Source organism: Streptosporangium sp. NPDC049248 (assembly GCF_040678965.1).
Classification (GTDB): domain Bacteria; phylum Actinomycetota; class Actinomycetes; order Streptosporangiales; family Streptosporangiaceae; genus Streptosporangium; species Streptosporangium fukuiense.
In genome coordinates, this window is the sequence record NZ_JBFAQY010000018.1 from 26,617 (window position 1) to 50,624 (window position 24,008).

24 protein-coding genes, 1 tRNA gene and 1 riboswitch are annotated in these 24,008 nt (G+C 69.0%); of the genes, 13 read left to right on the forward strand and 12 right to left on the reverse strand.

Going from position 1 to position 24,008, the window contains the following annotated elements; all coding sequences use genetic code 11:
* Window positions 1-42: 42 nt before the first annotated feature.
* Window positions 43-603 carry a methylated-DNA--[protein]-cysteine S-methyltransferase gene (locus AB0K21_RS28185; RefSeq protein ID WP_364154628.1) on the forward strand — a complete coding sequence of 187 codons (561 nt, stop codon included), beginning with the start codon at window positions 43-45 and terminating at the stop codon, window positions 601-603.
* Window positions 604-618: 15 nt separating this feature from the next.
* Here AB0K21_RS28185 and AB0K21_RS28190 read toward each other — a convergent pair whose 3' ends face one another.
* From AB0K21_RS28190 to AB0K21_RS28210, 5 genes are all read right to left on the reverse strand, one after another.
* Window positions 619-1,965, reverse strand: a complete 1,347-nt coding sequence (locus AB0K21_RS28190) for a cytosine permease (RefSeq protein ID WP_343970712.1) — start codon at window positions 1,963-1,965, stop codon at window positions 619-621.
* A riboswitch (TPP riboswitch) is annotated at window positions 1,956-2,095 on the reverse strand. Its footprint overlaps the gene before it by 10 nt.
* A 107-nt stretch (window positions 2,096-2,202) precedes the next feature.
* Window positions 2,203-2,526, reverse strand: coding sequence for a rhodanese-like domain-containing protein (locus tag AB0K21_RS28195; RefSeq protein ID WP_343970709.1), 324 nt, complete (start codon window positions 2,524-2,526; stop codon window positions 2,203-2,205).
* Window positions 2,527-2,762: 236 nt separating this feature from the next.
* Window positions 2,763-3,368, reverse strand: a complete 606-nt coding sequence (locus AB0K21_RS28200; RefSeq protein WP_343970706.1) for a TenA family protein — start codon at window positions 3,366-3,368, stop codon at window positions 2,763-2,765.
* Between the two features lie 15 nt (window positions 3,369-3,383).
* Complete coding sequence (locus AB0K21_RS28205; RefSeq protein ID WP_343970703.1) at window positions 3,384-3,950, reverse strand: DM13 domain-containing protein; 567 nt, start codon at window positions 3,948-3,950, stop codon at window positions 3,384-3,386.
* A 121-nt stretch (window positions 3,951-4,071) separates the two neighbouring features.
* On the reverse strand, window positions 4,072-5,331 hold the full coding sequence (locus AB0K21_RS28210) for an LCP family protein (protein WP_364154632.1): 1,260 nt from the start codon (window positions 5,329-5,331) through the stop codon (window positions 4,072-4,074).
* Window positions 5,332-5,625: 294 nt separating this feature from the next.
* Between AB0K21_RS28210 and AB0K21_RS28215 the strand changes: the two genes are divergently transcribed.
* Window positions 5,626-7,101, forward strand: a complete 1,476-nt coding sequence (locus AB0K21_RS28215) for a hemolysin family protein (RefSeq protein ID WP_343970697.1) — start codon at window positions 5,626-5,628, stop codon at window positions 7,099-7,101.
* Entirely contained in the window at window positions 7,098-8,132 is a 1,035-nt protein-coding gene (locus AB0K21_RS28220; protein WP_343970694.1) for a hemolysin family protein, read from the forward strand. The genes AB0K21_RS28215 and AB0K21_RS28220 overlap by 4 nt, the downstream gene beginning before the upstream one ends.
* A 480-nt stretch (window positions 8,133-8,612) precedes the next feature.
* On the opposite strand, the gene AB0K21_RS28225 is transcribed toward AB0K21_RS28220, so the two are convergent.
* Window positions 8,613-8,695 (reverse strand) — tRNA-Leu (locus AB0K21_RS28225).
* A 166-nt stretch (window positions 8,696-8,861) separates the two neighbouring features.
* Here AB0K21_RS28225 and AB0K21_RS28230 point away from each other — a divergent pair.
* The 7 genes from AB0K21_RS28230 to pknB all read left to right on the forward strand — a co-directional run bounded on the left by AB0K21_RS28230 (window position 8,862) and on the right by pknB (window position 17,634).
* Window positions 8,862-9,602, forward strand: a complete 741-nt coding sequence (locus tag AB0K21_RS28230) for a DUF3662 and FHA domain-containing protein (protein ID WP_326646286.1) — start codon at window positions 8,862-8,864, stop codon at window positions 9,600-9,602.
* A gap of 17 nt (window positions 9,603-9,619) precedes the next feature.
* Window positions 9,620-10,087, forward strand: a complete 468-nt coding sequence (locus AB0K21_RS28235; protein WP_343970689.1) for an FHA domain-containing protein — start codon at window positions 9,620-9,622, stop codon at window positions 10,085-10,087.
* Window positions 10,084-11,412: a Stp1/IreP family PP2C-type Ser/Thr phosphatase gene (locus tag AB0K21_RS28240; RefSeq protein WP_343970687.1), complete on the forward strand. Its 1,329-nt coding sequence runs from the start codon at window positions 10,084-10,086 to the stop codon at window positions 11,410-11,412. Before AB0K21_RS28235 ends, AB0K21_RS28240 begins: the two co-directional genes overlap by 4 nt.
* A 4-nt stretch (window positions 11,413-11,416) precedes the next feature.
* Window positions 11,417-12,796, forward strand: a complete 1,380-nt coding sequence (locus AB0K21_RS28245) for an FtsW/RodA/SpoVE family cell cycle protein (RefSeq protein ID WP_343970684.1) — start codon at window positions 11,417-11,419, stop codon at window positions 12,794-12,796.
* Window positions 12,793-14,250 carry a penicillin-binding protein 2 gene (locus tag AB0K21_RS28250; RefSeq protein ID WP_343970681.1) on the forward strand — a complete coding sequence of 486 codons (1,458 nt, stop codon included), beginning with the start codon at window positions 12,793-12,795 and terminating at the stop codon, window positions 14,248-14,250. Before AB0K21_RS28245 ends, AB0K21_RS28250 begins: the two co-directional genes overlap by 4 nt.
* A complete protein-coding gene (locus AB0K21_RS28255; RefSeq protein WP_364154639.1) occupies window positions 14,247-15,698 on the forward strand; it encodes a serine/threonine-protein kinase in 1,452 nt (483 codons plus the stop codon). Before AB0K21_RS28250 ends, AB0K21_RS28255 begins: the two co-directional genes overlap by 4 nt.
* Window positions 15,699-15,780: 82 nt before the next feature.
* A complete protein-coding gene (pknB, locus tag AB0K21_RS28260; protein ID WP_364154642.1) occupies window positions 15,781-17,634 on the forward strand; it encodes a Stk1 family PASTA domain-containing Ser/Thr kinase in 1,854 nt (617 codons plus the stop codon).
* Between the two features lie 157 nt (window positions 17,635-17,791).
* On the opposite strand, the gene AB0K21_RS28265 is transcribed toward pknB, so the two are convergent.
* Genes AB0K21_RS28265 through AB0K21_RS28275 form a run of 3 tightly spaced genes read right to left on the reverse strand, consistent with a single transcriptional unit; the run spans window position 17,792 to window position 19,190 of the window.
* Window positions 17,792-18,364 (reverse strand): gamma-glutamyl-gamma-aminobutyrate hydrolase family protein, encoded by a 573-nt coding sequence (locus AB0K21_RS28265; RefSeq protein ID WP_343970671.1) that lies wholly within the window; start codon window positions 18,362-18,364, stop codon window positions 17,792-17,794.
* The gene (locus tag AB0K21_RS28270) at window positions 18,361-18,519 is read right to left on the reverse strand and encodes a hypothetical protein (protein WP_343970668.1); all 159 of its coding nucleotides are present in this window, start codon (window positions 18,517-18,519) and stop codon (window positions 18,361-18,363) included. Before AB0K21_RS28270 ends, AB0K21_RS28265 begins: the two co-directional genes overlap by 4 nt.
* A gap of 38 nt (window positions 18,520-18,557) precedes the next feature.
* Window positions 18,558-19,190: a class E sortase gene (locus AB0K21_RS28275; protein WP_364154647.1), complete on the reverse strand. Its 633-nt coding sequence runs from the start codon at window positions 19,188-19,190 to the stop codon at window positions 18,558-18,560.
* A gap of 213 nt (window positions 19,191-19,403) precedes the next feature.
* On the opposite strand from AB0K21_RS28275, the gene AB0K21_RS28280 reads away from it, so the two are divergent.
* Window positions 19,404-19,649, forward strand: coding sequence for a cell division protein CrgA (locus AB0K21_RS28280; protein WP_343970662.1), 246 nt, complete (start codon window positions 19,404-19,406; stop codon window positions 19,647-19,649).
* Between the two features lie 49 nt (window positions 19,650-19,698).
* Here the strand turns inward: AB0K21_RS28280 and AB0K21_RS28285 are convergent, their stop codons facing one another.
* Entirely contained in the window at window positions 19,699-20,574 is an 876-nt protein-coding gene (locus AB0K21_RS28285) for a rhomboid family intramembrane serine protease (protein WP_343970659.1), read from the reverse strand.
* A gap of 151 nt (window positions 20,575-20,725) precedes the next feature.
* The gene (locus tag AB0K21_RS28290; RefSeq protein WP_343970656.1) at window positions 20,726-21,262 is read right to left on the reverse strand and encodes a peptidylprolyl isomerase; all 537 of its coding nucleotides are present in this window, start codon (window positions 21,260-21,262) and stop codon (window positions 20,726-20,728) included.
* Between the two features lie 206 nt (window positions 21,263-21,468).
* Between AB0K21_RS28290 and AB0K21_RS28295 the strand changes: the two genes are divergently transcribed.
* Window positions 21,469-22,017 carry a hypothetical protein gene (locus AB0K21_RS28295; RefSeq protein ID WP_364154652.1) on the forward strand — a complete coding sequence of 183 codons (549 nt, stop codon included), beginning with the start codon at window positions 21,469-21,471 and terminating at the stop codon, window positions 22,015-22,017.
* Window positions 22,018-22,180: 163 nt separating this feature from the next.
* Window positions 22,181-23,272 carry a hypothetical protein gene (locus tag AB0K21_RS28300; protein WP_364154655.1) on the forward strand — a complete coding sequence of 364 codons (1,092 nt, stop codon included), beginning with the start codon at window positions 22,181-22,183 and terminating at the stop codon, window positions 23,270-23,272.
* Window positions 23,273-23,408: 136 nt separating this feature from the next.
* On the opposite strand, the gene AB0K21_RS28305 is transcribed toward AB0K21_RS28300, so the two are convergent.
* Entirely contained in the window at window positions 23,409-23,996 is a 588-nt protein-coding gene (locus AB0K21_RS28305; protein ID WP_364154658.1) for a hypothetical protein, read from the reverse strand.
* Window positions 23,997-24,008 lie beyond the last annotated feature (12 nt).

Genomic DNA, 24,008 nt, shown 5'->3' on the forward strand with positions numbered 1-24,008 from the left:
ACTCTGCGGTCACCACACACCTGGATACGAAAGGGTGGGGCCATGTCATCCGGCGACATCGATGCATTGCTACGGGTGACCTCGCCCGACTACGTCGGCACGAGCCATCCCGACATCGCGTTCGGCACGCTCGACGGACCGCTGGGGCGTCTTACCCTCGCCGTGACGGGCCGGGGTGTGGTGGCCTGCAGCTACGAGGACGAGAACGTCGTCTTCGAGCGGATCAGCAGGGAGGTCGGCACCTTCATCGGGCCGGACCCCCGGCGGCTCGACCCGGTCCGCCGGGAGCTGGACGCCTACTTCTCCGCCCGGCTCCGGGCCTTCACCACAACGGTGGACCTGCGCCTGGCCACCCAGTTCTCCAGGACGGTGCTGCAGATGATGCTCTCGGTGCCGTACGGGACGGTGACGACCTACCGCGAGATCGCCGAGCGGATCGGCAGGCCGCGGGCGCTGCGCGCGGTCGGCAACGCGCTGGGCAGCAACCCGGTGTGCGTCATCGTGCCGTGCCACCGGGTCGTCGAGAGCGAGTCGGTCCTTGGCGGGTACGCCGGGGGCTTGGCCGCCAAGGAACGCCTGCTGCGCATCGAGTCCCGCGCTTAGCGCGCCTCCGCCCGGTCAGGAACGGCGCCGGAGCGCACCGGTGCCCAGGGTGACGAGACCCGCGGCGAGGAACGCGCCGACGGCCGCGCTCATCCACGGCTGCGGGACGAAGCCGAGCAGGTCACGGGCATCGGTCCAGAACGAGGTCCACCAGGCCAGCTCCGGGGCGACCGGCAACGCGGCGAGCATCCACCACGCCGCGAAGCCCAGCAGCCACGGGGCCACCATGAGCCAGCGCGAGGGCGCGCCGTCGGAGGTGTCCCAGCTCCTGGCGCCGCCGAGCAGGAAGTAGTCCACGGCGAGCACCGCGAACATCGGCACGAAGACCGCCCCGATCAGGCTCAGGAACGCGGTGTAGGTGTCGACCTTGACGAAGATCGCGAGCAGGGTGACCAGCACTCCGATGACCACGGAGATGACCCTGCGGTCCAGCCTGGGCATCAGGTTCTGCAGCGACATGGTGGTGGAGTAGACGTTCACGAACGACTGGTCGGTCTCCCTGAGCACCAGGATGCCGAAGAACAGCGGGCCGAGGGCCGCGGCCACGAAGGGGTCCCAGACCCGCCCGGTGTCGTTGCCGACCAGGGCGAGCGCCGCGATTCCCAGGACCAGACAGGCCACCTGGGTGATCGTGTAGCCGCCGACGACACCGGTGAACGTGGCCCTGCCGGACCTGGAGAACCGCGCGAAGTCCGCCGCGACCGGCACCCAGGAGACCGACAGCGCGATCACGTAGTCGACCGAGGGCGCGAAGGCCTCCCACGATCCACCGCCGATGGACGGCCCCCGGCTGAACAGGGCGACCGCGAACCAGATCATCGAGACGACCACGCCGGCGGTGACGTACCGGCGGAGCAACCGGACCGCTCCCAGCGGCCGGATGCTCAGCGCGGTGGTGATCACCCCTCCGAGGACCACCCAGACCGCGTACGGCACCTCGAACCCGAAGGATCCGGCGATGGCCTGGGCGCCCTGGGCGATGACCCAGAGCTCGAACGCGCCCCAGCCGAGCATCTGGATGATGTTCAGCACGGTCGGCAGGTACGAGAGCCTGGCACCGAACAGCCCGCGGAGCAGGACCATCGCCGGAGCGCCGGTCCGCTGCCCGGGAATGGCGGCCAGGCCGACCATCGCGGTGCCGATGACGCTGCCCACGACGGCGGCCAGGATCGCGGCCACGAAGCTCAGCGGCCGGTCGCCGAGCGGATCGATCAGCGCGATCGCGCCGGAGAATCCGAGCAGGCTGACCCCCAGATTGGCCCAGAGCGCGCCCTGGTCGAGCACGCCGAGCTCCCTGGGAGGAGCCTCGTCGAGGGTGAGGGGGGCCTCGGCTGACTTGGAGTCAACGACGGCAGGCGACATCACACGCTCCCTACGCCGGCATTACCCGGACAGGTTCATGCGGTCGGCGGCGCGTCGGAGGGTCTGTGCGACCCTCTGCGTGGTTCCGCCCTCTCAGCCCGGTCACGCCCGAGCTCCCGCGGTAAATAATTCGCCCCGATTATGCCATTTATTCCTTTCTTGGCAAGGACCGCCATCTCGGTGGACGTCGACTCAGGCCACCCGGGCCACTGAAACCACTCAGACCACTGGGACCGCTCAGGCCACGAACGGGTCCTGACCGCTCTCGGCGACCATCGAACGCCCCGCCACCTCCCAGGACCGCATACCGCCGCCGACGTTGATCGCGTCCCAGCCCACGTGGTTGAGCCAGGCGGTGGCGTTGGCGGAACGGCCGCCGACCCGGCAGATCACGTAGACGGGCGCGCCCTTGGGCACCTCGTCGACCCGGGACTGCAGCTCACCCAGCGGGATGTGGACGGCTCCCGGCGCGTGCCCGGCACGCCACTCGTCGTCCTCGCGTACGTCGAGCAGGAACGCGTCATCCGGCACGGCCCGTGCCTCGACCTCAGGAACACTCATGCGCCCATTGTTCCAACTCCCACACCTGATGGGTGCGCAAAGCCTCTCGGACGCCCTCATCCGGACTCTCAATTTCCCCTGATAGCGAGCTAATTCACCACAACTGACCGACTGAATCAGCCGGCCTTCTGTGCCCCGTGGCCGAAGGATCGGCGACACCGGTGCCGAGGAGGGAGCCGAAGGCGCGGGAGGCCGGCGGGCCGGGAAAGACGAAAGGCCGCCGCGAGAGGACGGCCTCAGGGCACGTCCCAGAAGGCGAGTTCATGGGCCATTCCCTCGGTGAACAGCTTTTCCGCCCTACCGGGGTCGGGTGCCGCCTCGTCGATCATCACGGCGATGCGCTCGGTCAGCTCGGCGAAGGCCGGATGGGCGTAGGTGTCGACCCAGGCACGGTATCGCGGCTCGTCGGGCGGGTTCTCGGCCAGGGCCCGACCGAGCGTGGAGTAGCCCCACATGCAGGGGTAGAGCGCGGCCAGGCCATCGGCGTAGACGGCCGCGGAGTCGAGCAGGAAAGAGGTGTAGGCCGCGCAGGCAGGCCCCTTTCGCACCCCGCCGAGATCGGCGCCGAACTCCGCGGACAGCGAACGGTGCAGGTTCAGCTCCTCGTGGAATGTGGCGTGGGCCAGATCCACCAGGTCCCCCAGGTGCCCGTCAGGGGCCTGCCAGGCGAGTCGCGAGAAAACCCGCACGTAGTCGAGCAGGAACAGGTAGTCCTGCTCCAGCCAGGACCGGAACACCGGCTCGGGCAGGTCTCCTCGCGCGATGCCGACCACCGTCGGGTGCGCGAGCTGCGCCTCGACGAGCGGGCGGCCAATGGCATGCAGTTTCCCGGAAACACTCATAGTCCGGGCATTGTGTCAGGTGAGGGCGGCGGCGCCGAAGGAGACGCTGAAGCGCCTGCACCAGATGGTGACGCTCTTCAGGCTGTCGAGGTCGGCCCCCGCGGGGATGGCGTAGTTGGCGTTACCCCGGTTGCCCTTCAGCTCGCCGAGTTCGAGGTGCTTGCCGTCGTCCAGGTTGAACCATCCGGCCCTGCCCTCCTTGACGGGCTGGTCACTCAGCCAGACCCGCAGATCCGGGCCGTCGGAGGTGTCCAGGTCCTCGATCCGCAGGACCCGGCTCCCATCCGGGAGCTCCAGCACCCTCGCCTTGCCCGCGGTCTCGTGCTCGTGGGAGACGAACGTGCCCTTGGCCAGGATTCTTGGCTCCTCGGGGGCCTTGGCGGGCTCGCTCGCCCCGTCTTGCACCACCGGGGTCGCCTCCGGCTCGGAGGTCACGGCCACGGTCGGCAACGCCTCGTTCACCTCGACCGTGGTGAACAGGCGCCAGGGCTGGAACAGGTAGAGGGCGACGCCGAGCACGACGGCACCGACCGCCAGAACGCCCCACGTGGCGGGGTGTCGGAGCAGTCTTTTGATTCTCATCGAATACCTCCGGCGTGGGAGCCCCGGCTCTGTCTTCGACATCGAGGCTAATGGCGCCGTGGCCGCGCACCGCTTACGGAGTGCTTACGACCACGGCGCTCACCACGTGGAACGATGACGCCTACTTGGCGAGGACGTCCTTGGGGACGGGCTTGTCCTCGGCCAGCGCGTCGAACAGGCGCAGCGCCTTCTCCCGATCCCACTTGACGACCGCCTGACCGTTGATGGTGGGCAGGGAGCCGACCGGGACGACGGTGGTGACCGGGTTGTCGCCCATGGCCAGACCGAGGGAGAGCAGGTCGAAGGCACCGGTCTCCTCGCCCACGGACACCGAGTCGGCGGCGCTCAGCGCGAGCGGCACGGAGGTGAAGGGGTTGATCAGGACCCCGGGGCTGGCCGCCTTCTTCACCACCGCGGAGAAGAACTGGCGCTGGCGCTGGGTCCGGTCGAGGTCGGGGATCTTGCCGGTGGCACGGGTACGGACGTAACCGAGGGCCGTCCCGCCGTCCATGAGCTGGAGCCCCTTCTTCAGGTTGATCCCGGCCTTGGGGTCCCTGATGGCCTGCTTGACGTCGATCTCGACCCCGCCGATGGCGTCGACGATGCCCACGAAGCCGCCGAAGCCGATCTCCATGTAGTGGTCGAGCCGCAGCCCGGTCACCTTCTCCACGGTCTTGGCGAGCAGCTTGGGGCCGCCGTCCTGGAAGGCGTAGGCGGCGTTGAGCTTGTCGCTGCCGTGGCCGTCGATCGGCACGTAGGAGTCACGCGGCAGGCTGACCAGGGTCGGGCGGCCGTCACCGTCGGGAATGTGCAGCAGCATCATCGTGTCGGTCCTGCGGCCCACGGCCTTGCCCGTGGCGAGCTTCTTACGCTGTGCCGCGGTCAGGCCCTCCCGGCTGTCGGAACCGACCAGCAGCCAGTTGGTGCCGGGGGTGTCGGCGGGTCGGCCCTCGTAGTCGGTGAGCGCCTCGATCCTGGTCAGCCGTGAGTTAATCATGAAATATCCGCCGATGGCCACGACCAGCAGCACGACGAGCAGCCCGGCGAGGATCCGCACGATCAGCCTGCCCGGGCGCTTCGGGCGCCAGCTCGACGTCCGCTGCCCGCCGCCGTCACCCGAACCGCCGAAACCGGCGCGGGAGCCGTCGGAAGAGGCGTTCAGCGGTCTGACCGGGCTGGAGCCCGACCTGGCCTTGCCGTACACCCGTGAGCTTCCCCGGGGGGACGGCACCTCCTCGCCCCCGGACGCCTGCCGCCGGGCCGACGCCTGCCCGCCCGGCAGGGGGTGGGCGGGCTGCCCGGCCGCTCGCTGCGGCGCGGACCCCGGGGTGGGCGACCGCAGCGAGCGAGTGCGATCGTCGTCTTCGGGCCAGTCAGCCACGTCGTGTCCCGCCACTTCTCGATCTCATGATGAAAACGTCATTATCGACGCTACGTCGCGGCTCACGCGCATGCCGCGGAGTCCCCAAGGTTTCCCTATGTGAAAGTACTCAGACAGGTTGTTAGCCACCGACAATGCGATCGTCTGCTGATCCGGAAACATCAACCCCCACCCGGATCGTTACGGTAGAGAACTACCTCTGCTCGAAAGGATGATCGTGTCCACTCCGGACTCGTGGAGTACCTGCCCGTGCAAACGCACGGGAACCGCTGAACCAACCGGGAGAGCTACCCGGTGAGCACGGCTCTGGGCCTGCTGGCCGTACTTCTGCTCACCCTCGCCACCGGCTATTTCGTCGCCCAGGAGTTCGCCTTCGTCGCGGCGGACCGCGGCGTGCTGCGTGAGCAGGCCGACTCGGGCGACGTGGCCGCGGAACGGGCGCTGGAGGTGACGGGACGCCTGTCGTTCATGCTGTCGGGCGCGCAACTCGGCATCACCGTCACCGCGCTGCTCGTCGGTTTCATCTCCGAACCCGCCATCGCCACGGTCATCCGCCCCTGGCTGGAGGCCGCGGGAGTCCCGTCGGGTGCCGTACCCGGCATCGCCGTGGCACTGGCCGTCGCGGTCGCCACCGTCATCCAGATGGTCCTCGGCGAGCTCGCCCCCAAGAACCTCGGCATCGCCCGTCCCGAGCCGGTGGCGAAGTTCCTCGCCCGCTCGACGTTGATCTACCTGCGGATCGCCGGACCGATCATCCGGCTGTTCGACTCCGCCGCCACCGGCCTGTTGCGCCGGGTCGGCGTCGAGCCGGTGGAGGAGATCGAGCACGGCGCCAGCCCCGAGGAGCTGTCCCGGATCATCTCCGACTCCGCCAGCACCGGCGACCTGCCGCCGCGGCTGTCGGAGCTGCTCGAGCGCGCGCTGGAGTTCGGCGACCGTACCGCCGAGGACGTCATGGTGCCGCGTCCCCGCGTGGTGCTGCTGAGGGAGGAGCGCCCGATCTCCGACCTGATCGACGCCGTCCGCAGGCACGGTCACTCCCGCTACCCGGTGCTCTGCGACCAGAACGGCGACGACGTGGTCGGCGTCACCGGCGTGCGCGAGCTGCTCAAGTCGGGGCTGAGCACCGGAACACTGGAGAGGATCACCCGTCCCGCGCTCCTGGTGCCCACCTCCCTGCCGCTCCCCGTCGTGCTGGAGCGCATGCGCGCCGCCCGCGACGACCTGGCGTGCGTCATCGACGAGTACGGGGGCCTGGCCGGCGTGGTCACCGTCGAGGACCTCGCCGAGGAGCTCGTCGGCGAGCTCGTCGACGAGAACGACCCGGAGCCCGCGGGGGTCGTCGCGGGTGAGGAGGGCACCTGGGACCTGCCCGGCACGCTCAGGCTGGACGAGATCGAGCGGGCCATCGGGCTGCAGCTTCCGGAGAGCGACGACTACGACACCGTCGCGGGCCTCGTGCTCGCCACCCTCGGCCGGATGGCCGAGCCCGGTGACAGCGTGACCGTCACGCTGACCCTGCGGAACGACCCCCTGGAGAACGACGGCGCCGACGAGAAGGACGCGGTGCTCACCGTGCTGTCGGTGCATCGCCGGGTCCCCGAGTGGGTGCGGCTGTCACTCGCCGTACCTCGAAAGGACGATCCCGAGGGGGACGCGACGCCGGGAACGGCGGAGAGAGAGGATGATCCGGCGATGGCCGCGCCGCAGACGACCGAGCCTGTCCCGGAGACTTCCATGATCGTGCGGAGCGGGGTGAAGCGACGATGAGCACCACCGCCGCCCTGCTGCTCGGTGTGGCCCTGCTGATCGGCAACGCCTTCTTCGTCGCCGCCGAGTTCGCGGTGATCTCAGCCCGCAGGCACCGTCTGGAGGAGCTGGCGGGCAAGGGTGGCCGGTTGACCCGGATCGCCGCCCGCGCCGCGGTGCGCGGCGGTAGGGAGCTCTCCCTGATGCTGGCCGGTGCGCAGCTGGGCATCACGCTCTGCTCGCTCGGCCTGGGCATGGTGACCGAACCGGCCGTCGAGCACCTGCTGGAACCGGTCTTCGGCGCGGTCGGCGTGCCCGAGTCGCTGCGGGTCCCCATCTCGCTGATGATCGCGCTGGCGATCATCACCTTCCTGCACATGGTGGTCGGCGAGATGGCTCCCAAGTCATGGGCGCTGACCCATCCCGAGATCGCCGCGATGGGGCTGGCCCTGCCGTTCCGCGGCTTCACCTGGGTCGTCAGGCCGGTGCTCGCCGCGCTCAACAACCTGACCAACGGGATCCTGAAGCTGTTCGGCGTACATCCCAGGGACGAGCTGGCCACCACCAGGACCCCCGTCCAGCTGGCGATGCTGGTCGGTGAGTCGGGCCGGATGGGGCTGCTCGACCGGGACGAGCACGATCTGCTCACCCGGGCCCTGCGAGTGCACCAGCAGCCGGTCGAGCGGCTGATGCTGCCGCTGGCGAAGGCCACCTCGGTGCCCGGCGACGCGACGAGCACGCACATCCGCGAGGTGGCCGCGCGCGACGGGCACCTGCGCCTGCTGGTCACCTCCGGCCGGCCGCGCGACGTCCTGGGCGTGGTGCACATCAGGGACATCCTCGTCCGGCCGGACGCCAGTCCCGCGGAACTCGCCCGGCCGGTGCCCCGCCTGGACAAGGCCACCACGATCCCCGACGCCGTCTCCGCCCTCCAGGACGCCCACGCGCACCTGGGCCTCGTCACGGACGGCGGCGGCGAGGTGGTCGGCATGGTGAGCCTCACGGACCTTCTCGGCGAGATCCTGGGCGTCCGGGTGCTCGCGACCCGCTAGTGCGGCGGCCGGGGATCCTCATCCGCTTCCTGGGCACTCCACGCCGAGGTCGTCTTCGAGGCGCCCCGCCGTCGCGTCCGGTGAACGCGGGTGCCCATCGGTGAACGCCGGTGGGCACCCGCGGAACCACCGCGCCCCGGATCGGCCCGCCGATCCGGGGACTCGGCGGGCCGGGTGAGATCCCCTCGACCCATTTTCTCTGTCAGCGTAATCAGCCAACCGGCAAACCCATGCAAGTCATCCGAAAGTGATCAGCAAGTGTGGCCGGGTAGAACGGGAAGGTGTGCCGCACCACCCCAGAAACCACAAGACCCACATGTAAGCCCCGAGGCTTCTCTACAACGGAGCGAACGGCTACCTTGATCGATAATCGACCCGGTCCGTCACGAGACCTCATGGATGACTCAGATGAATGCGCGGTTTCCCCGGAAACAGCAAGACCCCGGTCGCGGTATCCGCGTGACCGGGGTCATGATCTTGTGGGCGAGGAGGGATTTGAACCCTCACGTCCTTTCGGACACACGGACCTGAACCGTGCGCGTCTGCCGTTCCGCCACCCGCCCTTGTTGGGTGCGGTCGAAACATTAGCACGTATCAGCCGGTACCCACGAACCCGGATACGATCCTCCTAGATGCGAAAGCGGAGCAGCTGGGTGCGAGAGAGCGAGGACCGAGCCAACGAGCCCCCAAGCGGCCGCGACCACACAGACGGAGGAGGGGAGGTACCCGGTGGGAGTCCTGCAGCGTTTCGAGCGGAGGCTCGAAGGCTTGGTTGAAGGGGCCTTTGCGCGGGCGTTCAAATCTGACCTTCAGCCGGTAGAGGTCGCCAGTGCGGTCCAACGAGAGATGGACGAGCGGGCGGCGATCGTCGCCCAGGGACGCACTCTCGTGCCCAACGACTTCGTGGTCGAGCTGTCCACGACCGACAGCGAGCGGCTGGAGGTCTACGCGGACAGCATCGGCCACGAGCTGGCCAACCTCGCCAGGGAGTACGCCAAGGAACAGGGCTACTCCTTCGTGGGACCGGTCAGGGTCCGCTTCGAGACGGCAGACGACCTCGCGGTCGGCCTGTTCCGCATCCGCTCGGGCGTGATCCGTGGCGCGACGGTCGAACAGGACGAGATCCGCCAGCCGGTGAGCGACGTGCCCACCGCCAAACCTCACGCGTTCGGAGGCCGCCCCCGCCTGCTGGTGTCCACCCAGGACGACCCGCAGGGCCAGCGGTCCTTCGACCTGACAACCCCGGTGACCCTGCTCGGCAGGGGCACCGACTGTGATCTACGGCTGGTCGACCCGGGTGTGTCCCGGCACCACGCCGAGCTACGAGTGGAGGGCCCCCAGGTCGCGCTCGTCGACCTCGGCTCCACGAATGGCACCTTCGTCAACGGCCAGCCGGTTCGCCGGGTCGAGCTCCAGAACGGCACTCGCGTGACGCTGGGGCGAACGACTCTGGTTTTCCGGCGCGATTAAAGGTAAATAGACGGTCCATGTCCGAGCTCACGCTGCTGCTGATCCGGCTCGCTTTCCTCGCGGTGCTGTGGTTCTTCGTGATTGCCGCGGTCGGCGTGATCCGGACGGACTTGTTCGGATCACGCACGGCCGCCGTCGTCCCCGCGCGCAAGGTTCCCAAGCCGGTGAAGCCCGCGGCCAAATCCAAGAAGGGGGAACCACGGCAGATGGTCGTCACCGGTGGCCCCCTGCAAGGCACCACCATTACCCTCTCGGAGACGCCCATCACCATCGGCCGGGCGAACGACTCGACGCTGGTAGTCAGCGACGACTACGCCTCCAGTCGGCATGCCCGGCTCTTCCCCCAGGACGGTCAGTGGATCGTGGAAGATCTCGGCTCGACCAACGGCACTTATCTCGAACGCTCAAAAGTCACCCGTCCGACTCCGGTGCCGCTCGGTGTTCCGATCCGCATCGGTAAGACCGTCATCGAATTGCGCAAATGACCATCGCACTCCGTTACGCCGCCCGCTCTGACGTCGGCCTCCTCCGCGAGGGCAACGAGGACTCCGCCTACGCCAGCGGCCGCCTGCTCGCCGTCGCGGACGGCATGGGCGGCCACGCACACGGTGAGGTGGCCAGTTCGGTCGCCATCGCCGCGATGTCCTCACTCGACGCGGACGCCCAGGGAGGTGACCTGCTCAGCACCATCGAGGCAGCGGTACGCGACGCCAACCGCAAGCTGCACGAGATGGTGGGCCGCGATCCCAGCCTCAAGGGCATGGGCACCACCCTCACCGCCATGCTCTGGTCCGGGACGAGGGTCGCCCTGGTCCACGTCGGCGACTCCCGGGCCTACCTGCTGCGCGCGGGAGAGCTCTACCAGATCACGCATGACCACACGCTGGTGCAGTCACTGGTGGACGACGGCCGGATCACCGCGGAGGAGGCCGCCACCCATCCCCAGCGGTCGATCCTGCTCCGGGCCCTCGACGGCAGCGGTGAGGTCGACCCCGACCTGTCCCTGCGCGAGGCCCAGGTCGGCGACCGCTACCTGCTCTGCTCCGACGGCCTGTCCGGGGTGGTGAGCGCGGAGACCCTGCACCACACGCTCTCCACGATCGAGGATCCCGACGGGGTGGTCCGCACCCTCATCGACCTGGCCAACCGGGGCGGTGGTCCGGACAACATCACCTGCGTCCTGGCGGACGTGCTGGAGGTGGACGAGAGCTTCGCGCCGCGCACCGAGGCGGCCGTGGTCGGTGCCGCCGGCTCCGGCATGCCGCGGTCGCAGCCGCCGGACACCCCGGCGGGACGTGCCAGCGCGGTCACCATGCCGCAACCGGTCATCGCCGACGACGAGCCCGACGAGCCGATCATCAGGGCCGCCGCCGCCAAGCCGGCCAAACGTCGCCGACTGTGGCCCCTGATGGCCGTGGCGGGCGGTGTCGTCGTCATCGGAAGCGGCCTAGGCTGGTACTTCGGCGGGCAATGGCTGGACGATCAATACTTCGTAGGGGCCAGAGGTAACGAAATCGTGGTTTTCCAGGGCGTGAAGACCAACCTCGGCCCCTTTGAGCTTTTCGAGGTCGCCCAGGGCACCGCAGAATCGATCACGACCCTTGGCGCGTTCCAGCAGGGCCAGGTCCGCGACGGCATCCCCGTCCCCACCGTCGAGGCGGGCCTGAAAAAGATCGAAGAGCTGAAGTCGTCCGCGGCCAAGGCCGACGACAAGGCCGACGACAAGGCCGAGCCGACCACGTCGCCGAGCGCCTCCGCGTCCGCCAAGCCCCCCGTCCCCAGGGCCCCCGAACCCACAAGGTCACAGTGAACACATGAGCACCCCTAGCGCCGAGCCTGTCCCGCTTCCCGCCAAACGGCGGTTGGCCCAGCTGGCGATGCTCGCATTCGCGGTCGCCATCGTGATGCTGGCGTACGCCAATGTGGGGCTGGCGCTCGACAACCAGATCCCCGCGGGCATGCTCACCTACGGTCTCGGCCTGGGCGGTCTGATGCTGGCCGCCTACCTGGTGCTGGCCAAGTTCGCGCCCTGGGCCGACCCGCTGATCCTGCCGCTGGTGACACTGATCAACGGCCTCGGACTGGTGATCATCTATCGGCTTGAGGCGGCCGGCATGGACGGAGCCTCGGCCACCAACCAGCTGCTGTGGACCGCCGTCGGGGTCGTCATGTTCTCCGTGACGCTGATCGTGCTGCGCGACCACCGCGCGCTACAGCGTCTGACCTACACCGCGGGCGCCGTCGGCCTGGCCCTGCTGATCTCGCCGCTGCTGCCGTTCCTCGGCCAGGAGATCAACGGCGCCCGCATCTGGATCGGCGTCGCCGGCTTCAGCCTCCAGCCGGCCGAGTTCACCAAGCTCGCCCTGGTCGTCTTCTTCGCCGGCTACCTGGTCGCCAAGCGCGACGTGCTGGCCCTGGCCGGGCGGCGGCTGCTCTTCATCGACCTGCCCCGGGCCCGTGACCTCGGCCCGGTGCTCATCACCTGGGGCCTCAGCCTGGGCGTGCTGATCCTGCAGAAGGACCTCGGCTCCTCGCTGCTGATCTTCGGCACCTTCATCGCGATGCTCTACATCGCCACCCAGCGCACCTCGTGGGTGCTCATCGGCATCCTGCTCTTCGTCGGCGGGGCGGTGCTGGCGGGGCTCATCTTCGACCACGTCGCGGCCCGCTTCGAGGTCTTTCTCAACCCGGAGGACCCGGAGCTGTACGACCGCACGTTCGGTGGCAGCTACCAGCTCATGCAGGGCCTGTTCGGCATGGGCCAGGGCGGCGTTCTGGGCACCGGTCTGGGCCAGGGCCACCCCAACCTGATCCCGCTCTCCTTCTCCGACTTCATCTTCACCGCCGCGGGCGAGGAGCTCGGCCTGACCGGGCTGATGGCCCTGCTGATGGTCTACGCCCTGCTGGTGGAGCGCGGCCTGCGCACCTCGATCGCGGCCCGCGAGCCGTTCTCCAAGCTGCTGGCGGGCGGCCTGTCGTTCATCCTGGCCTGGCAGGTCTTCATCATCGTCGGCGGCGTGACCAACCTGATCCCGCTGACCGGCCTGGTCACCCCGTTCATGTCCCAGGGCGGCTCGGCACTGCTGGCTAACTGGATCCTTATCGCGCTGCTGGTACGCATGTCGGATACGGCGAGGAAGCCTCCGCCCCAGGCCATCCAGGACGAAGGAATGACGCAGGTGTTCCAGCGATGAACGGTCCCCTCAAGCGCGCGGCCCTGGCCTGCCTGCTCATGTTCGGCCTGCTCATGATCAACGTGAACTACCTGCAGGCCGTGCGGGCGGAGGACCTGCGCGCCGACTCGCGCAACACCCGCAACTTCTACGCCCAGTACGAGGTCGAGCGCGGCCGGATCACCGCGGGCGACAAGGTCCTCGCCGAGTCCGTCGACACCGGCGACACCAAGTTCCGCTTCCAGCGCCGCTATCCCGAGGGCAAGCTCTACGCGCCCATCACCGGGTTCTTCGCGCCCGAGAGCCAGCGCGACATCGAGCGGACGGAGAACCGCCTGCTCAACGGCACCAGCGCCGACCTGCTGATCCGGCGGAGCATCGACCTGTTCACCGCCAAGCGGAGCAAGGGCGCCAACGTCGACCTGACGATCAACCCCAGGGCGCAGGAGGCCGCCTACAAGGCGCTGGGCGCCAGCGGCAAGAAGGGCGCGCTGGTCGCGATCGAACCGAAGACCGGGGCGATCCTCGCCATGGTCTCGATCCCCACCTACGACCCCAACCCGCTCTCCAAGCCCGACAAGGGCGAGGTCAACAAGGCGTACAACAAGCTGGACAAGGACGAGGACAAACCGCTGGTCAACCGGGCCATCGAGCGCACCTATCCGCCGGGCTCGACCTTCAAGGTGGTCACCATGGCGGCATACCTGGAGAGCGACGACACCCTCGGCCCGGAGACCCAGGTCGACGCCCCGCAGGTGCTCGACCTGCCCAACACCACCGCCGACCTGCCCAACTACGGTGGCGCGGCCTGCGGCGCCGGACGCGTGACGCTCTCGTTCGCGCTGGAGAAGTCCTGCAACACCCCGTTCGGCAAGATCGCCATGGAACTCGGCTACGACGCGCTGAAGGACCAGGCCTTCAAGTTCGGCATCGGCGGCGAGCCGTTGTCGATCCCGCTGCCGGTCGCGGGTAGCGGGATCGGCCCCGAGGAGGACCAGGCGGCCCTCGCCCAGGCGTCGATCGGCCAGCGCAGCAACCAGATGACCCCGCTGCAGATGGCCATGATCGCCGCCGGCATCGCCAACAACGGCGTGGTCATGAAGCCGTACCTGGTGAACAGGATCGCGGATGCCGAGGGCGGCGAGATCGAGACCGCCGACCCCGAAGAGCTGAGCACCGCGATGAGCGAGGACAACGCGCGCAAGCTCCAGGAGATGATGGTCAACGTCGTCAACAAGGGCACGGCGAGCGCGGCGCAGATTCAGGGCGTGACGGTCGGCGGCAAGACCGGCACCGCCGAGACCGCCGAGGGCCGTGACCCGCACGCGTGGTTCATCTCCTACGCCCCCGCGGAGGACCCCCAGGTCGCCGTCGCGCTGATCGTCGAGTCCGGCAGCGCCGGCAGCGACGCCTCAGGTGGTCACACCGCCGCCCCGATCGCCAAGAGCGTGATGGAAGCGGTGCTGAATAGATGACCGCGTTGCTCGGGGGCCGATACCGCCCGCTAGGGCGTATCGCGTCGGGCGGCATGGGCGAGGTGTGGCGGGCCAGGGACGAGTTGCTCGGCCGCGAGGTCGCGGTGAAGCTGCTCCGCGCGCACGTGGCGGAGGATCCCGCCTTCCGGCAGCGCTTCCGCTCCGAGGCCCGCATCGCGGCCGGGCTGTCCGATCCGGGCATCGCGCAGGTCTTCGACTACGCCGAGACCGACGGCGTCGCCTATCTGGTGATGGAGCTGGTGCCCGGCGAGTCCCTGGCCGGCATCCTGGCCCGGGACGGCGCGCTGAGCCCCAAGGTCACCCTCGACGTGGTCCATCAGACCGCCAGGGCCCTGCAGGCCGCGCACCGCGCGGGGGTCATCCACCGGGACATCAAGCCCGGCAATCTGCTGGTGACCGAGGCGGGCGTGATAAAGATCACAGACTTCGGCATCGCCAGGGTGCTGGAGGCCGCGCCGGTCACCCAGACGGGAGTCCTGCTCGGCACCGCCCAGTACGTCAGTCCCGAGCAGGCCTCCGGCGAACCGCTGACGCCCGCCACCGACATCTACTCCCTCGGGGTGGTCGCCTACGAGTGCCTGGCCGGCCGGGCGCCGTTCCGCGCCGAGACGCAGGTGGCGATCGCTCTCATGCACATCGGCGAGCCCCCGCCGCCGCTCCCGGAGAGCATCCCGCCCGCGGTCCGTGACCTGGTCATGGCGTGCCTGTCCAAGGACCCGCTGCGGCGCCCGGCCGGCGCCAGGGAGCTGTCGGAACGGGCGGACGTGCTGCTCGACGCGCTGGCCGCCACCGACGCCACCGCTCTCGGCATGCTCACCGACCCCTCGGGCTGGCGCGCCGAGCCCGCGACCGAGTGGCCGCAGGAGATCACCTCGGCCATGGCCGCGCCCGTCGGCCCCGCCGCCGGCGGGGGTGCGGGCTCCGGCGCTCACGGCGGTGCGGGCGGAGGTTCCGTGGAGGGCGCGGGCGGGACGCCTCCAGGTACCGGGCCGGCGCCTGATGGGCGTCGGCGCAGGAGAACAGTGATCGTCGCCGCGGTCGCGGGATGCGCCGTCGCGGTCGGGCTGGGCTCTCTGGCGGCCTACGAGCTGACCGGCCGGCCAGGCGGCAGCGAGCCGGAGAAGCCGGTCGTACGGCCGAGCCAGGCTACCGAATCGCCGACGGCCACACCGAGCCGGAGCGCGTCTCCGGCGAGCAGACCACCTGTCTCGCCGGGGAAGACGGCCCGCCCCTCGGTCACGCCGTCGGCTACGGTAAGCACATCGGCCACGCCCACCGCAAGGCCGAGTACGTCGCCACCACCCAGCCCCAGCCCCAGCCCGACGATTCCCACCCCGACGCCCACCACCCCGACGGTGACACCGAGCCCCACACCGAGTACGACTCCCGAACCCGGCGATACAGACCAGCCGAATGAGGAGACGTGATGCGGCAACGGGTCGATGATGGACACCGGTGGCCCAAGAGCCCACCGGCACCCAAGATGAACGGTAAGGGACAGTGCAGGAAATGACTCAGCCCCGACGCCTCGGCGATCGCTACGAGCTTGACGGCGTCGTCGGGCGTGGCGGCATGGCCGAGGTCTATCGCGCCCGAGACATCCGGCTGGATCGGATCGTCGCCATCAAGACCCTCCGCGCGGACCTGGCCAGGGATCACATCTTCCAGGCGCGGTTCCGCCGGGAGGCTCAGTCCGCCGCGTCACTGAACCATCCGTCCATCGTCGCGGTCTACGACACCGGCGAGGACGTCTCAGAGGGTGCACCCGTTCCCTACATCGTGATGGAGTACGTCGACGGCCGCACGCTGCGCGACCTGCTCCGGGCCGACCGGCGGTTGCTGCCCGAACGTGCCGCCGAACTGGTCGACGGGATCCTTCGGGCGCTGGACTACAGCCACCGTGGCGGCATCGTCCACCGGGACATCAAACCGGCGAACATCATGATCACTCGCAATGGCGACGTCAAGGTCATGGACTTCGGCATCGCCCGCGCGATGGCCGACTCGGCCGCGACCATGACACAGACCGCCCAGGTGATCGGCACCGCCCAGTACCTCTCGCCGGAGCAGGCCAGGGGCGAGCGGGTCGACGCCCGCAGCGACCTCTACTCCACCGGTTGCGTGCTGTACGAGCTGCTGACCGGACAGCCTCCGTTCACCGGCGACTCGCCGGTCGCGATCGCCTACCAGCATGTGCGCGAGGAGCCGATCCCGCCGTCGCAGATCGACCCCGACATCCCCCAGTGGGCCGACGCCATCGTGCTCAAGGCGATGGCCAAGGATCCGGCGCACCGCTACCAGAGCGCCGGGGAGATGCGGGCCGACATCCAGCGGGCGATGTCCGGCATCCCGACGGACGCCCAGACCATGGCCATCTCCAATAACTACGGCTCGGCCACCCGGACGATGCAGGCTCCCGGGCCCGGCGGCCCGGCCACCCAGCGCACCACCGCCGTCCCGGCGTACGAGTACGGCGAGGAGGGGGGCGGGCGCACCGGCGAGCGCGGCCGGCGCCGGCAGCAGAGCAGCAACACCGCGGTCAAGACCGCGGCGTGGATCCTCATCCCCCTGCTGGTCATCGGCGCCTTCGTCGGCGTGGGCTACATGTTCCTCAGCTCCCCCGGCACCCCCACCGCCTCGGGCAAGGTGACGGTCCCGCCGCTGGCCTCGCAGACCATGGAGGCGGCGACCAAGGCGCTGACGGATCTCGGCCTGAAGGTGAAGACGGTCCAGGCGTTCGACGAGGAGATCCCGAAGGGTTCGGTGATCGACACCGAACCGGCGGCCGACCAGGAGGTCGACAAGGGCACCGAGGTGACGCTCAAGGTCTCCAAGGGCATCGAGAAGGTCGAGGTGCCCTCCGTGCTCAACATGACCGCGGAAGAGGCCACGAAGACCCTGGAGGACGCCGGCTTCAAGGTCAGCCTGCAGAGCAAGCCCTCCAGCCGGAAGCAGGGCATCGTCTTCGAGACCCTGCCCGAGGCCGGCAAGAAGGCCAGCAAGGGCAGCACCGTGCGAATCTACGTGCCCAAGGAGGCGGTGGAGGTCCCGAGCGTGGCCAACCTCACCGTCGGGGACGCCAAGAACATGCTCAAGGAGGCGGGCTTCAAGTGGAAGGTCGTCGAGCAGCCGAGCGACCTGCCCAAGGACACCGTGCTGAGCCAGTCTCCCGAGCCGGGTGGCAAGTACCAGCCGGGGACGACGATCACGCTGATCGTGTCGAGCGGGCAGGCGCCCGAGCCGACCGAGCAGCCGACCTACCCGTCCGATGAGCCGACCATTCCCGACGAGCCGACGGACGACATGCCCACGGAGCCCGACGACGGCACCATCTTCGACGAGTCGCCACCCGACGGGAACTGATCCGGAACACATGAGAAGGCCCTCGCGATCGCGGGGGCCTTCCTCGTTTCCCGCACCGCCCATGCGGGAGGCCCGGAAACGGGGAAGAGTCCTTCCGCCACTCGGGGGCGATGGCGGAAGGACTCTCACTGGTCAATCGCCCAGGAAGGGCGCCGCGTTACACCAACCTTTCCAGCCAGTTTCCGAGCAGCCGATGACCGTGCTGGGAGATCACCGACTCGGGGTGGAACTGCACACCTTCGACGGGGGCCGTACGGTGGCGCAGGCCCATGATCACGCCGTCGCCGGTGGTCGCGGTCACCTCAAGGATCTCGGGAACCGTGTCGGGCAGGACGGCCAGCGAGTGGTAGCGCGTCATGGTCGTCGGCGACGGCAGGCCGGCGAAGACGCCGCGCCCGTCATGCGTGATCGCACTGGTGCGGCCGTGCACCAGTTCGGGGGCCCGCGAGACGGTCGCGCCGTGGGCGATGGCGATGGCCTGGTGCCCCAGGCAGACGCCGAGCAGCGGAATGCCGTGGGCCTCGCAGTAGCCGACGAGCGGGACGCTCACGCCCGCGTTCTCCGGGGTGCCGGGGCCGGGGCTGATCAGAACCCCGTCGAAGCCGGCGGCGTCCTCGACCCTGACCTGGTCACGTGGCCGCACGTCGCAGGTGGCGCCGAGTTCACGGAGGTACTGGACGATGGTGTGGACGAAGCTGTCGTGGTTGTCCACGACCAGGACGCGGCTCACGGGCCCACGCCGGCCAGGTCGAGGGAGATGCGGGGTTCGATCCAGGGGAACACGACATACCAGAGTACGGCCGCGACCAGGGCGGCCAGTACGGCGGCGGTGAACACCCTGACCGCGAGGTTTCCGGGAAGCAGCCGCCAGATCCAGCCGTACACGAGACTCCTTCTCCGGGCTGTCGGGGTTGGTTTTCGGACTATTCGGGTCGTCCGAGGCGGGCCTGGCTCCGGTCCAGCGCGCCGAAGACGACGAGCCGCTGGGCGGCCGAGTACTTCGGGTGGCAGGTGGACAAGGTGATCGTCGCCCTGGTCGGTGTCTTTCCCGGCTGGTCGGGGACCGGGGCGATGACGCCGAGCTCGGTGGGGTCGACGACGCGCCTGCCGGTGACCCGGTAGGTGTAGCGGGCCTCGTGGGCATCGACCACGATGCGATCGCCCCGCTGGAGTTCGTCGATGCGACCGAAGGGGGCGGCATAGGTGGTCCTATGGCCCGAAAGAACGAAATTACCGATTTTTCCTGGCATGGCGCTTCCGGGGTAGTGACCCGGCCCCATCCGCAGCCGGTCCTGGTCGACGCCCTCCACGACGGCGTACCGGTAGTCGTCGCCGAGCCTGGGAATCGACAGCAGCGCGACCGCCCCGCCCAGCCGGACCGGGCCGGGCCCGTGCGCCCGGCCGGCCTTCCCGCCCTCGATGAACTGCCTTTGCAACAGCACCTGCTGCTCCGCGGTGTAGGAGCCGGTGCCCCACAACAGGTAGGCGCAGAAGAGCAGGATGACCAGGCCCGCGGTGATGCTCAGATCGCCCATGACCTTCAACGCCGCTCTCACGAGGGTCAAGGCTAGTGACGGGACACTTCGTCCGGCAGGACCGGATCACGGGTTCGGCAGAACATTTGCCGCAGTATGGTGCCTCACGGAATCGCCATGGCCCACCTGCGCGGACTATCCTTACACGGGACTTCACCCACCAGCGACTACGCTAATCGACATGGCCTGCGCACGGTCCGGATCGCGCAGGGTTGACGCAGGAGAAGAACCCCAGTGCCCAAGCCCAAGACTCGCAAGAAGCCGGTCTACACCCCGCCGCAGACCTCACAGCAGATCAAGATCAGCCCGCGCTGGCTGGCGCCGGTCATGGTGACCTGCTGGATCGTCGGCATCCTGTGGATCGCCGTCTACTACGTGGCGCCCACCGCGCCCGTTCTCGGCGCCCTCCAGAACTGGAACCTGCTGGTCGGGTTCGCCTTCATCATCCTCGGTGTGATCCTGTCCACCCGCTGGCGCTAGCCTTTTCCACAGGCATTATCCACACCCTGGGGAAGCATCAGGGTGTGGATCAACCGTAGATGCCGAGTTCGGCCTGGACGGCGAACGGCGGCAACGCCAGCACCAACGCGACCAGAACGACCAGCATCGCCGCGCAGCCTCCCCACTGGACGGCGTCGCGGCTCCTGGCCGGGGCGAAGGCGAACACCGCCGCGACCAGGGAGCCGGCGATCAGGCCGCCGAGGTGTCCCTGCCAGCTGATGCCGGGGATCACGAAGGTGATCACCGCGTTGATGCCGATCAGCCAGAGCACACCCTGGACGTTGTAGCCGAGCTTCCTGCCGAGCACGAACAGCGCGCCGAACATGCCGTAGATCGCACCCGAGGCGCCGACCGCGGCGATGCCGAACAGGTAGACCGCGACGGACCCGCCGAGCGCCGCGAGGAGATAGAGCGCCAGGAACCTGGCCGAGCCGAGGCGCCGCTCCAGTTCCGGGCCGATGGCGTAGAGGGCCCACATGTTGAACACGATGTGGGTCAGGGCCCAGCCGCCACCGCCGAGCGGCATGTGCAGGAAGGCTCCGGTGATCAGGCGCCACCACTCGCCGTCGTAGGCGACGGCGAAGGAGTTCATCGTGAAGTTGGCCAGCACCCAGTCGGTGCGCACGGTCTCGGCGAAGTAGGCCAGGACGTTGAGAACCAGCAGCGCCCAGGTGACCCGGGGCGTGACGACCGCCCGGCCGCCGAACACGGACTGTGCCTGCCGCATGCCCCTGTTGCCCTCCGCCACGCACTCGGGGCACTGGAAGCCCACCGAGGCCTCGCGCATGCAGTCGGGGCAGATGGGGCGCTCACAGCGCTGGCAGCGGACGTAGGTCTCCCGCCCTGGATGCCGGTAGCAGTTGGGAACAACGGTGTTGGGGTCGCTGGACGGCTGGGTGGTCATGGTCTGTGGCTGGCCCCTTCGCGCGTTCTGTTATCCCCAGACTGCCAGCCTATTCACGATCCCGAGTGCCCGTACACACATAAACGGCGACTGAACGACACCGGCCGGAAACGCGAACGGCGGCCTCCGTGGGAGGCCGCCGGGCGAGAGATCAGCTCTGCACGCGTTCGATGGTCACCGACTCCAGGACCACGGGCTCGGTGGGGCGGTCGCGGGCGTCGGTGTCGGTCTTGGCGATGGCGTCCACGACGTCCTGACCCTCGATCACCTCACCGAAGATGGTGTGCTTGCCGTTCAGGTGCGGCGTGGGCACCACGGTGATGAAGAACTGGGAGCCGTTGGTGCCGCGGCCCATCTGGATGCCCGCGTTCGCCATGGCGAGCAGGTACGGACGGTTGAAGTAGAGGTCCGGGTGGATCTCGTCGTCGAACTTGTAGCCGGGACCGCCGACACCCTGACCCAGCGGGTCGCCACCCTGGATCATGAAGCCTGAGATGACCCGGTGGAAGATGGTGCCGTCGTACAGCTTGGCGGTGGACTTCTGGCCGGTCTCCGGGTGCACCCACTCGCGGGTGCCCTCGGCGAGCTCGACGAAGTTGCGCACGGTCTTAGGCGCGTGGTCCGGGAAGAGCTGGACCTTCACGCTTCCGCGATTGGTGTTGAGGTTCGCGATCAACTTCTCAGCCATGATCGGACTGCCCCCTTCAGGTTGTGGCAATGCCTATGCAACGTATTGCTTTTGTGGCGCTTTGACGATTTCGGCCGGAGCCGATCCTTCATGCATCCTCCCACGGGCCGTCATGATTGAGCCGCCTTCGAGCGGGAAGGGGTGGCGACGGGGCCCCAACGAATGGGGAGGTTGTTGTGCCTCTAGCACTGTTTGGAAAGCGCCACATGAAGATCGTGGCTCCGGAAAGGCGGCTGCGCCACGCGAAGGCTCGGGCTGTCCTCGTCGCGGATCGGGTCAGCCCGCTGGCCGGCCAGGCCCGCGACGTAGCTGGCCAGGCCCTTGACATGGCCGATCATGCTCGCAACGTGGCCGGTGAGAAGATCATCGTCGTACGCGGGTGGGCGGCACCGAGGCTTGACGCCGCCGCGCACTCGATCGAGGAACAGCTCGCGCCGAAACTCAGCGCCGCGCTGTCCCAGGCTGCCGCGAGGATTGATCCCAAGCCCACCAAGTCCCGCGGATGGCCGATGGTTCTGCTGGTCACCGGCGTCGCGATCGGAGCAGCGGGCTACGCGCTGTACCGCAGGAACGCCGACCAGTGGGCGGACACCCTGAAGGAAAGCACCTCCGACGCGTCCCAATGGGTGGGGCACAAGATGGAGGCGGTGGTGGGCAAGACCTCCGACGTGACGAACGACGTCACGGCGAAGGCCGAGGAGGTCGGTGACAGAGCCGACGCCAGGGCGGAGCACACGTCCAAGAAACTGCCCTAGCGGTACGACGTGCCCGGGTCGGCCGACCACGGTGTACGTCACCTGTCAGCGGTATGGCCCGCGCCTTCGAAGGCGCGGGCCATACCGCTGTGCGGACCGCACGCCATTGACCGATCCACCAAGCGCTTGTTAGAACGTGTTCCTGAGACAGAAGGAGCACCCGATGACGCTGTCGCCCCTCGACGACCATCCCGTACACCAGTCACCCGAGGTGATGCGGCACGTCACGACCTCGGACCGCAACTTCTACGACCGGTACTACTTCAACTGTCACGCCGGATCCGACGAGCTGATGCTCATCGTCGGCCTCGGGCAGTATCCCAACCTCGGGGTCACCGACGCGTTCGCCTGCGTGCGCCACCGGAACCTGCACCGCGTGGTCCGGGCCTCCCGGGAACTCGGCGACGACCGGATGGACACGCGGGTCGGCCCGTTCCGGGTCGAGGTGATCGAGGGGCTCCGGCGGCTACGGGTGGTGCTCGACCCCACCGAGCACGGCCTCTCCTTCGACCTCACCTGGGAGGGCACCATCCCGGCCACGCTGGAGCCCCGGCACTTCCTGCGCCGACAGGAGCGCGTGGTGTTCGACTCCTCCCGGCTGGCCCAGACCGGCAGGTGGAGTGGGCACATACTGATCGGCGACGAGCGCGTCGAGGTCACCCCCGACCGCTGGCAGGGCACCCGCGACCGCTCGTGGGGCATCCGCCCGGTCGGCGAGCCCGAACCGCCCGGCATCCAGGCCCGCGACGCCGGTACCTTCTACTGGCTCTACACCCCGATCCAGTTCGACGACCACGCCATCCTGTGCATCGTCCAGGAGGACGAGAAGGGCCGCCGGGTGCTGGAGGAGGCGGTGCGGGTGTGGGGGTTCGGCACCCCGAGACAGGGCGAGGAGGAGTATCTCGGCCGTCCCGAGTACCGTCCGACGTACGCGGAGGGCACCCGGGACGTACGAGAGGCGACGATCTCCTTCTCTCCCCCGGGTGGCAAGCCCTTCGACGTGCACTGCACTCCGATCCTCCCGGTGCACCTGATGGTGGGCACCGGATATGGCCTGGAACCGGACTGGAGGCACGGCATGTACCAGGGGCCGGAACCGGTGGTCCAGGGCGTCACCCACACCCTTCCGGAGGACGCCGCCGCGATGTGGGGCCTGGTCGACGCGGTCGGCCGCTTCGAGTACGACGGCCACGTCGGTTACGGCCTGTACGAGTACTGGGCCCTGGGCCCGCACCCGACCTTCTCCGAGGGCTGAACCGCGCCGGTCCCCGACGCGGCACGGTCCGCCAGGACGCCTCCCGATCGTCCCGGTCGGCTGCGAACCGGCCGGGGTCACTCCCGCACGGGTTTCCCCGGCCGGCTCGCAGGTCTTTGGGATCACCCCCGCGGGACTACTCCTTCTGGGCCTTGGCGCAGGTGACGGTGGGCGCGTCCCCGGAGGGCGTGCTCATGACCAGGACCTCGACATCTCCGGGCCCCTCGGCCCGCTCGGCCCCCTCGACCTTCTCGGTCCTCTTGGCCCCCTCGACCCTCTCGGGAACGGCCTCGGAGGTCACGGTCACCGCCCCGGCCTCCGGAGTCCCGGGGGCGGCGGTCTCCGAGGGAGCGGCCATGACCTTGAAGTCCTTGACGAGGGTCACGCCCTCGGAAAGCGGGAGGAGCTCCTTCGCGTCCTCCCCTTCCGCCCGGACGCCCCTGAAGACCTTGACATGGCCGCTCGGCGCCGCGGCCTCGCCGGCCCGTCCCGAGGGCACGGCGGGTACGGCGGGCGACGCTCCGGCCTTCTCCAACTCCTTGATCTCGGCCTCGGTCAGCCGGCGCGTCGTCAGGGTCGCCTGTCCGCCGCCCTCGCACTGGATCTGTACCGTGCCCTCCATGGGAGCGGGCGTGGGCGTGTCGTCGGCACTGGCGGCCCCGGTCAGGGTGGCCATCAGTGCCCCCGCTGTCACCACGGCGGCGGCGAGCATGCGGATACGCATGGGCATTCTCCT

Bases quoted from the DNA above. Each gene is read 5' to 3' on its own strand.
- AB0K21_RS28185 (WP_364154628.1), top strand. From the start codon at position 43: ATGTCATCCGGCGACATCGATGCATTGCTACGGGTGACCTCGCCCGAC.
- AB0K21_RS28190 (WP_343970712.1), bottom strand. From the start codon at position 1,965: ATGTCGCCTGCCGTCGTTGACTCCAAGTCAGCCGAGGCCCCCCTCACC.
- AB0K21_RS28195 (WP_343970709.1), bottom strand. From the start codon at position 2,526: ATGAGTGTTCCTGAGGTCGAGGCACGGGCCGTGCCGGATGACGCGTTC.
- AB0K21_RS28200 (WP_343970706.1), bottom strand. From the start codon at position 3,368: ATGAGTGTTTCCGGGAAACTGCATGCCATTGGCCGCCCGCTCGTCGAG.
- AB0K21_RS28205 (WP_343970703.1), bottom strand. From the start codon at position 3,950: ATGAGAATCAAAAGACTGCTCCGACACCCCGCCACGTGGGGCGTTCTG.
- AB0K21_RS28220 (WP_343970694.1), top strand. From the start codon at position 7,098: ATGAGCACCACCGCCGCCCTGCTGCTCGGTGTGGCCCTGCTGATCGGC.
- AB0K21_RS28235 (WP_343970689.1), top strand. From the start codon at position 9,620: ATGTCCGAGCTCACGCTGCTGCTGATCCGGCTCGCTTTCCTCGCGGTG.
- AB0K21_RS28240 (WP_343970687.1), top strand. From the start codon at position 10,084: ATGACCATCGCACTCCGTTACGCCGCCCGCTCTGACGTCGGCCTCCTC.
- AB0K21_RS28245 (WP_343970684.1), top strand. From the start codon at position 11,417: ATGAGCACCCCTAGCGCCGAGCCTGTCCCGCTTCCCGCCAAACGGCGG.
- AB0K21_RS28250 (WP_343970681.1), top strand. From the start codon at position 12,793: ATGAACGGTCCCCTCAAGCGCGCGGCCCTGGCCTGCCTGCTCATGTTC.
- AB0K21_RS28255 (WP_364154639.1), top strand. From the start codon at position 14,247: ATGACCGCGTTGCTCGGGGGCCGATACCGCCCGCTAGGGCGTATCGCG.
- pknB (WP_364154642.1), top strand. From the start codon at position 15,781: ATGACTCAGCCCCGACGCCTCGGCGATCGCTACGAGCTTGACGGCGTC.
- AB0K21_RS28285 (WP_343970659.1), bottom strand. From the start codon at position 20,574: ATGACCACCCAGCCGTCCAGCGACCCCAACACCGTTGTTCCCAACTGC.
- AB0K21_RS28290 (WP_343970656.1), bottom strand. From the start codon at position 21,262: ATGGCTGAGAAGTTGATCGCGAACCTCAACACCAATCGCGGAAGCGTG.
- AB0K21_RS28295 (WP_364154652.1), top strand. From the start codon at position 21,469: ATGAAGATCGTGGCTCCGGAAAGGCGGCTGCGCCACGCGAAGGCTCGG.
- AB0K21_RS28300 (WP_364154655.1), top strand. From the start codon at position 22,181: ATGACGCTGTCGCCCCTCGACGACCATCCCGTACACCAGTCACCCGAG.
- AB0K21_RS28305 (WP_364154658.1), bottom strand. From the start codon at position 23,996: ATGCGTATCCGCATGCTCGCCGCCGCCGTGGTGACAGCGGGGGCACTG.